An 8,182-nucleotide genomic window follows, 5' to 3' on the forward strand; every position below is an offset into this window, starting at 1 on the left:
CTTTCCTGAAAACCTAAAAATATTTGAAAACTCGCATTTGTTATAAAAACACTAGCTTCATTGTAACAAAAAATCGCTTAAAATTTGAGAATACTCAAGCGTTAAGACATCATTTTTTTCATAAAAGCCTCTAAAAGAGAATTTTCATAACATCGTAAAACGATTTTATTCCCTTTCAAAGTAGCTTTAAGCTTGTAATGATCCCACAAACTTTGATTAAAGCGTTTTAATTCATCTTCAGCGATGAGCGTTTGGGTTTCCTTGAAACCATGTTTTTTATTTTCAAAATTTGCGTTTATTTTAAAATCACGCGCTAAATCTTCTGTCTGGCGCACGCTGAGTTTCTGCCCTATGATGGAATTTAAAATCAATTCTTGTTTTTCTTCATCCAAACCCACCAAAACTTTTGCATGCCCTGAAGTGATTTTTTCTTCTAAAAGAGCGTTTTGAACCTTAGAAGAGAGCGTCAATAAACGCATGATATTAGCCACATGGGCTCGGGATTTTTTAACGATTTTAGACAGCTCTTCTTGGGTCATTTGATAGCTTTCAAGCAATTCTTTATACGATCTAGCCAACTCCAAGGGGTTTAAATCTTCTCGCTGGATATTTTCAATCAAAGCGACTTCACGCATTTTTTCTTGCTCAATATCCACAACAATCGCCTTAATCGTAGGCATTTTAGCTAATTTGCTCGCTCTTAAGCGCCTTTCACCAGCGATCAAATGGTAACGCCCGTTCTCACTCACCACCAAAACCGGTTGCAATAAACCATGTTCTTTAATGGATTGTGCTAATTCTTCTAAGGAATCTTCGCTAAAGATTTTTCTGGGCTGGTAAGGATTAGGCATCACCTCATCAATACCAAGCTCCACAACCCGATTCGCTCTTTCATACAGCCCTTGCTCATACACTTCATTGATTTCAGGGAAAATATCCGCTAAACCCCTACCCAACACTTTATTTTTTGCCATATGCTACCCTTGAAGAATGCTTTGAGCTAATTTTTGATAAGCGATACTGCCATTAGATTTAATATCATAGAGTAAAATGGGCTTGCCAAAACTAGGCGATTCTGCTAGTTTCACGCTTTTAGGGATCATAATATACTCTCCTGTAACCGAATCTCTAAAAAACTCTGAGTCAAAATACTTAAACAATTCCGCTAAAACCCCTTTTGTCAAATTGAGCTGAGGGACATGCATTGTGGGTAAAAAACCTCTGATTTTGAGTTTAGGGTTCGTGCTTTTTTGCAGCATTCTAATGGTGTTAAGCAATAATTTAGTGCCTTCAAGGGCAAAAAATTCGCATTGGATAGGAATGATCACCGAATGGGCTGCTGAAAGCGAATTGATCGTGAGAGGCCCTAGAGCTGGCGGGGAATCAATAATAATATAATCATAAAGCCCCACCACACTCTCTAAGGCGTTTTTGAGCATGAGCTCGCCTCGTTTGTTCTCATCTTGGCTGTCATAAAAGGTTTTTTCAAACCCGGCCAAACCCAAATTAGAAGGCACTAAATCCAAAAAAGGCATTTGGGTTTTTAAGATCACTTGAGAAATTTGCTTACGGCCAATCAGCACATGATAAATATCATAATCAATTTTATCGCGCCTAAAACCCAAGCTTGAAGTGGCGTTGGCTTGAGGGTCAAAATCAATCAACAAGATTTTTTTTTCATGCACCGCTAAAGAAGCCGCTAAATTAACCGCTGTTGTCGTTTTGCCCACACCCCCTTTTTGATTAGCCACTGCAATGATTTCATTCATCATACTCACATCCTATCATAAATCTTACCTTTAATACAAACACGGCCGTCTTCTAACAATTCCGCATCTTTCAAACTCACCGCTTCACCCCAATCATTATGGAAGCTAAAAGAGTTGCTCCTATGAAATTCTAACGCATACTTACTTAAAACTTCCCCCCAAAACAGATTTTCTTCTATTTTTTTTAAAAAGCTCTCTATAATCCAATCATCGCTCGCACCAATATCTAAACACGCCCATTTATTTGAAACCCTATTCACGCCAATGCCGCACACCCGCATGCCTTTATAAACATTAACCAGCACGCCCCCTATTTTTTGACCCCCCAAATACAAATCGTTAGGCCATTTAAGCCAAGTTTGAGAGCCTAGCTCTTTTAAAACTTCTTTGAATAAAAACCCCAAATACAAAGCGTTCGCTTGCATGGGTAAATCTTTAGGCAAATCGCTTGCGTTTAAAGCGAGCGAAAAAGTCAAAGCGCTTTTTGTGCCCTCCCAAATATTCCCCCTACTGCCTATCCCAGCGCTTTGGTTTTTAGCCACAATCAAAACAGGGGCTTTGAGCGCATCGTTTTTAAGTTTTTCTAAAAGATAGGTTTGCGTGGAAGGTAGGCTATCAAAAACCCTTTTTTCACATTTTCTCATGCCAAAATACCGCCTACTTTCAAACGCTTGCCATTCAAATAGTCCTTCGCTTTCAAAGGCTTTTTACCCACCGCTTGCAACCTTGCTATACGCACACTGCCTTTCAAACAGCCTACAAGAACGCCTTTTTCATCAATGGCTAAAATCTCGCCTTCCTTGTGTCTCTTTTCATTCTCCACCAATTCTACATCTAAAAGTTTAAGGCTATTTTCTAAAAAGATTTCTGGCCAAGATTTAAACGCAAGCGATTTTAAAAACAAGTTTTTAGCGTCTTTAAAACCCACTAAACCATCAGCTTTGGTGATTTTTTTACAAAAACTAGCCTGCATGTGATCTTGAGGCTTTCTTGTGATGGAAGAGAAATTTTTGAGCGTTGAAAGAAGCAGAGTCGCCCCCATGCGCACTAATTTTAAACTTAAAGCGTCTAAATCCAAATAATCTTCTCTTAAAAAAGAAGCACTTTCTAAAATATCCCCGCTATCCAACTCCAAATCCATAAGCATGGTGCTTATACCATAAATCCTATCGTCATTGAGTATCATCTCATGAATGGGCGAAGCCCCCCTGTATTTGGGCAATAACGACGCATGTAAATTGATGCAAGGAGCAATGGTTAAAACCTCTTTAGGCAAAATCTTACCATAAGCCACCACCACGATAAAATCAGGCTTTAGATCTTTTAAGATTTGGACTTCAGGCTCTTTCAAACTTTGCGGCTGGAAAATGGGGATATTTAAACGATTTTCTAAAATGTATGTTTTAGTCTCTGGGGCTTTCAATTCTTTTTTGCGCCCAAAAGGTTTGTCCCTTTGAGTGAATAGCCCCACCACTTCTATATTTTTATCTTCATTTTCAACCAACGCCCTTAAAATCACTTCAGCAAAACCAGGCGTTCCCATAAATACGATACGCATGTTATTCCTTGTTTTTAGTTTTATCCACACTCCCCATATAAGATCGTGTTTGATAAGGATTTAAAATTTTCATAGCATTAATAGCTATTTTCGCAAATTCTTGGACATTTTTAAGTGAAATTTTATAAGATCTAAAAAAATCCACAACGCTTCCATGACTATCTAAATGCAAGCCTTTTGCGATATATAAGATTTTTTGACGAAGCACCTCTTCATTTTCTATATTACAATCATTATCCTTATTAAAAGGTAGTTTTGAAAAATTCAACTTAACTTCCTCATTTGCTGTTTTTATCAAAGATTCAATCCTGTCTTTCTTAAAAACACCATCATGTTTTTCTGTAAGAAACGAGTCAATGAAATTAATCTTTAAAAAACTTTCTAATAAAATCCTTACTTTGTTCCCATAATTTATCGCCTCATTATAATTATCTTGCACTTTTTCTTTTTTCGCAAATTCATACACTTCTCTAAATAAAAGCAAGTAGAAAGTGTCAAAATAACCAACGACTTCATTTTTACAAACAATTTTTAATTGACTTTGATTGCGTTCTAATTGGAAATAGCGAGCATGTTTGCCTACCCCTACCATATTGATTAAACGCGCCATAAAAGTATGATTGTGAGTTAAAACAAATACTTGCGCTTTATATTCATCTTTCTTCAATGCTTCCCCTGCTAGTTCTTAATTGATTTTTGCCACAATATCAGAAGTGTTATAAATCCTTTGCTCATCTAAACTGGAGATAGGATCATCTATGACAACAACTAAATCTTTTAAATCCTCTTTTTTATAAAATAATTTTAAACGCGCTAAAAAATACGCAAATGCGAGCGTGGTTTTTTCACCACCGCTTAAAATCATCTCAGCCTCACTATTTTCTAAAGCATCAGAATTTAAAACAATTCTATAGTCTTTATCCAAAGAATATTTAGGCAAATTTAAAGCTTTAAGATAGTTATTAATGATTTTAATATCAGGGCGTTTTTGATCGTTTAACTCTTTGAGTTTATTGTCAATTTTTTCTAAAAGGCGGTTTAATCTCTCATGCCTACGATTTAAAACTGATAGTTTTCTCTCAGCCTCTTCTTTGCTCTTTTGCCAATCGTAGCTATCATGTTTAACCTTTTTAATCCTTGCTTCTTTCAACTCGGTTTTTAATTTTTCTAATTTCTCTTTTTGTTTTTTCTTTTCGTTTAAAATCTTTCTAGTCTCATCAACATGTTGTTGGATATCTTTCTGAATTTCCAACAATTCTTTATCTATCTCTTGAAATTTTTCCTTATTTTTAGCTCCCTCTTTTTTATCCACTTCTTTTTGAAGTTTTTCTAATAAAACTTTTATTTGCTCTAACGCATTTTCTAAACTTTCCTTATTTTGTGAAAAATCCTCCATGAAAGGTTTGAATTGCTCAAACGCTTGCAATATTTCTTTGATATTCCATTGGTCTAAAATATTTTTTAAAGTCCCACTCATTTCTAAAGAACGTTGATTAAATGTTTCAACGCTCTCATTAAAGTAACTTGTATATTCTTGAATAATCTCATTGGGAATTTTTTGAGTGCAAAAAGGGCATGCATTATCAGGCATTTCTTTTTGCAATTCTATTCCTTTCTCAATAAACTCTCTTCCAACCTTGCTAATATGCTCTTTAATTTTCTTTGAAACTTCCCCCGCCTCTTTATCTATATCAAAGGAAAATAAAAATTCTAACTTATCTTTTATTGCTTGATAATCTTTAGGCAATTCCATTTCTTTTAAACCATCAAATTTTTTCATGGCTTCATTCAATTTATTAAAATCTTTTTCCAAATTCGTTAATACATCTTCTTGATATTTAAATTTATCCTTTGACACTTTATAGAAATTATTTATTCCAATCTCATCTGGTGTTATTTTAATGGTATTTGAAGTCATTTTTTGTCGTATTCTTTCTATTTCTTTATCATATTTTTTAATTTCACTTTCTTGCTTAGCGCTTAAAGTATTCTCAGTGTCGTTCTCATCTTTAATTTTCTTTTGTCTTTTTTCTACTTTCTCTCTACAATCTTTTAATTGATTGATTTCTTTCGTTTCTTCGCCTAAAACCGAGCCTTCTAAAATGATTGTGCCATCATCTAGTTTTTTAAGTCCAAACTCACTATTTAAAGGCGCGTTATTGTGCAGAAAATCACTATTATAGATTTCAACCTTAAAGGGTGGCACTCTAATATCGCTATTTGGCTCTATTTTATAGCTTCTATCTTCGCATTCAAACTCAATGCTTGGGGATTTATCAGCAGAAATGGTGCGATACTTTTCAATGTGCTTATTTTTTGGAATCAGTAACTCAAAAGCCCTTGTCAAGCTTGTTTTTCCGCACCCATTATTTCCAAAAATGATATTATAGTGTTTAAACTCATCCATTTCAATCATGTCTAAACCACAAAACGCCTTAAAAGATTTTATCTTTTTGATATTGATCGCCATGTTTTTTCTCGCTTTTCCTTTAATTTTTCTTATACAACTCAATTAGATACAAAATTATATCACTCTAAATCTTCCCCATCATACCCAAGCTCTAGCGCTTTCACTTGCCCAATCGCATTACCCGCAATGCCCTTGATAGAGCCATACATGTTAATCGTGCCCTCAAACACTTTGTCAATTTGTTTTTCCCTGCTTTTCCAGATCCTAGCCATCGCGCGTTTTTCGCTTTCTAGATCCGCTCTCAATTGCTCAAACCCCTCTATAATCGCATTCACTTGCATAGAAAATTCAGAGCTTGTCAAATAATGATAGAGCAGATTCACTTTATCGCCCTTATTTTCCTGACTTTTTTTAGCCAAACTCACTTGAATAACCCCCTCTCTTAACACCGCGCTCAACCCCTTAAACTCTTCAAACGAACACACCCACACCCCTTCAAATAACCCCATCCTCTCCATCTCTTTAGGCAGTGCTTCACTCACAATGACCCCCACATCAGCCCCAATCTCTCGCATGTCGCTTTTAAGCTTTTCCACCCAAGCTTTTTGAAATTCTTTAGTGCGTTTGCTCTCATAATAAATTTTCCCGCAATTTTGAAATTCCCTAGTATGCACCACTTGAATGCAATCGCCCCCTCTTTGCCCTTTTTTGATTTCTTCAATGCTATCTAGGGGGAATTTTTGCCTTAAAAACTCTTCAATCGCTAATTCTTGCACCTCGCCCTGGAATTGCTGCGAGCTTAACTCCGCCTTTCTTTGAGCGTTTTTCAACTCGTTTCTTAACATTTCTAATTGCTCTTCTTGCTGCTTGAATTTCAATTCGTTTTTTTCATGCAAGGCTTTTTCTATTTTTTCCCTTTCCAAATCCAATTTTTCATTCAATTTTTTTTCATTTTCAGCTTTCAATCGGCTCTCGGCTTCGTTATTTTCTCTTTTGAGCCTTTCAATTTCCGCTTCTTTTTGGTGCAATTCCTGGACTTGTTTGGACTTCTCGTCTAACTCTTTTTGCAACAATTCCAAGCCCTTTTGCTGCTCTAAAAAAGCGTTTTTTCTGGCTTCTTCAATGATCTTAGCCCTTTCATCTTGCAAAACTAGAACGCTCGCCTGTTTGACCGCCTCATCAAATTTGGCCTGTTGCTCTTTTGCTCGCTCTTTTAGAGCCTCTTCTTTTTGCTCTAAATTTTTGAAATAGCTTTGATACTGCGCTCTTTTTTCATTCACCTCCTTTTCAAACTCTCTTTGTTGGGCTAAAAACCGGCTTTGATTTTCTAACTCAATCTGTTTGTATAGCGCTTCCCTCACATCAATGAGCGTTTGGCACTTGGGGCATGTGATTTGATTTTCTCGCATGGTTTTCCTTTAAGATTTGGTTTTTTATATTTTATAATAGAATGGGATCAATTTAACTTAAGCAGGTTTTATCCAATAAGATGGTAGGAAGAAGTCTTGCATTGGCATTACAAAAGGCGTCTATCCCAAGACCCATATCGGTGCATAGAGTGCCGCTCATCAATCATTTTTTAGAACAAGTTATTTTACAAAACCAATCTGATGAAAACAAAAGTATAAAAACAATTGCTTTTGGAAGTCTTATCAAACTCAATCCACACAATAGAAATCCCCTATTAAAACCCTACAGCGTATTTACTGCGCTTTCTTGCGCTCAATTCCATTATTCGGGCATGCGCCTAGTTGCCCCTATGAAAACAATTCTATTATTTTTGAATTATTGTATTGATTTTCAAGCACGCAATTTTGAATACCAACAACTTGTTCAACTAGATCCGAAAGAAATTAAAACCCAAATCCTTGAGCGTTTAAAACTCTAGAAATACAGGGCGTTAAAAAATTAAAAATAATCCCCTATTGTCTTATATTATATGATTTTCACTATAAAATAAAACTTAAAACTACAAAAATAAGGTTTTAAACATCAATGCTTGATGGGAACGGAGTTTTCAAATCCAAACGCATTCAATTACAATCAGATCAGACCCACTAAAAACAACAAATGCAAAACTCAAACACAAGAAAAACAAGGCGAAACAACAAAAGCCATAAGCAGTAAAAAACAAAATCAAGCGATTAAAATCATTAAACATTAAACATTAAAAAAACAAGAAGCAATAAATCTAAACAAAAGAATTAAGAAAGCTCAACGCTAAATCCAACACAACTAGCAAAAAATTTAAAATAGCAACCAACAAACAAGCAAAACACAAGAATGAAAAAAGCAAGATCTAAGAAACAAGAAAAAACCAAAAACAAGTATTAAAATCAATCAAACCAAAATCAAAAATCAAATGAAAAATCAAGAAGTAAAAAGAAAGAATAAGCTCAATCTTTCAAAACTAAGCAACAAGAAGTTCTTTTGTCAGGTAATACT

General features: G+C 35.2%; 6 protein-coding genes and 2 pseudogenes. 2 read left to right on the forward strand and 6 right to left on the reverse strand.

Features of this window, described 5'->3' with window-relative positions:
• Positions 1-101: 101 nt before the first annotated feature.
• The 6 genes and pseudogenes from DBU79_RS07285 to DBU79_RS07310 form a co-directional block, all read right to left on the reverse strand.
• Positions 102-974 (reverse strand): ParB/RepB/Spo0J family partition protein, encoded by an 873-nt coding sequence (locus DBU79_RS07285; RefSeq protein ID WP_154412002.1) that lies wholly within the window; start codon positions 972-974, stop codon positions 102-104.
• Positions 975-977: 3 nt separating this feature from the next.
• Positions 978-1,769 carry a chromosome partitioning ATPase Soj gene (soj, locus tag DBU79_RS07290; protein WP_162967157.1) on the reverse strand — a complete coding sequence of 264 codons (792 nt, stop codon included), beginning with the start codon at positions 1,767-1,769 and terminating at the stop codon, positions 978-980.
• Between the two features lie 5 nt (positions 1,770-1,774).
• Positions 1,775-2,413 carry a biotin--[acetyl-CoA-carboxylase] ligase gene (locus tag DBU79_RS07295; RefSeq protein WP_134890645.1) on the reverse strand — a complete coding sequence of 213 codons (639 nt, stop codon included), beginning with the start codon at positions 2,411-2,413 and terminating at the stop codon, positions 1,775-1,777.
• Positions 2,410-3,327 (reverse strand): methionyl-tRNA formyltransferase, encoded by a 918-nt coding sequence (fmt, locus tag DBU79_RS07300; protein ID WP_154412003.1) that lies wholly within the window; start codon positions 3,325-3,327, stop codon positions 2,410-2,412. The genes DBU79_RS07295 and fmt overlap by 4 nt, the downstream gene beginning before the upstream one ends.
• 1 nt (position 3,328) lies before the next feature.
• Positions 3,329-5,797: pseudogene (locus DBU79_RS07305) on the reverse strand (AAA family ATPase).
• Between the two features lie 59 nt (positions 5,798-5,856).
• Positions 5,857-7,146, reverse strand: a complete 1,290-nt coding sequence (locus tag DBU79_RS07310; RefSeq protein ID WP_134890646.1) for a DUF2130 domain-containing protein — start codon at positions 7,144-7,146, stop codon at positions 5,857-5,859.
• Between the two features lie 80 nt (positions 7,147-7,226).
• Between DBU79_RS07310 and DBU79_RS07315 the strand changes: the two are divergent.
• Both DBU79_RS07315 and DBU79_RS07320 read left to right on the forward strand, forming a co-directional pair.
• Positions 7,227-7,625 (forward strand): annotated as a pseudogene (locus DBU79_RS07315) (hypothetical protein).
• A 111-nt stretch (positions 7,626-7,736) separates the two neighbouring features.
• Positions 7,737-7,901 (forward strand): hypothetical protein, encoded by a 165-nt coding sequence (locus tag DBU79_RS07320; RefSeq protein WP_154412004.1) that lies wholly within the window; start codon positions 7,737-7,739, stop codon positions 7,899-7,901.
• The last annotated feature ends 281 nt before the right edge of the window (positions 7,902-8,182 follow it).

The organism is Helicobacter pylori (assembly GCF_009689985.1).
In the GTDB taxonomy this organism is placed as follows: Bacteria; Campylobacterota; Campylobacteria; order Campylobacterales; family Helicobacteraceae; genus Helicobacter; species Helicobacter pylori_CG.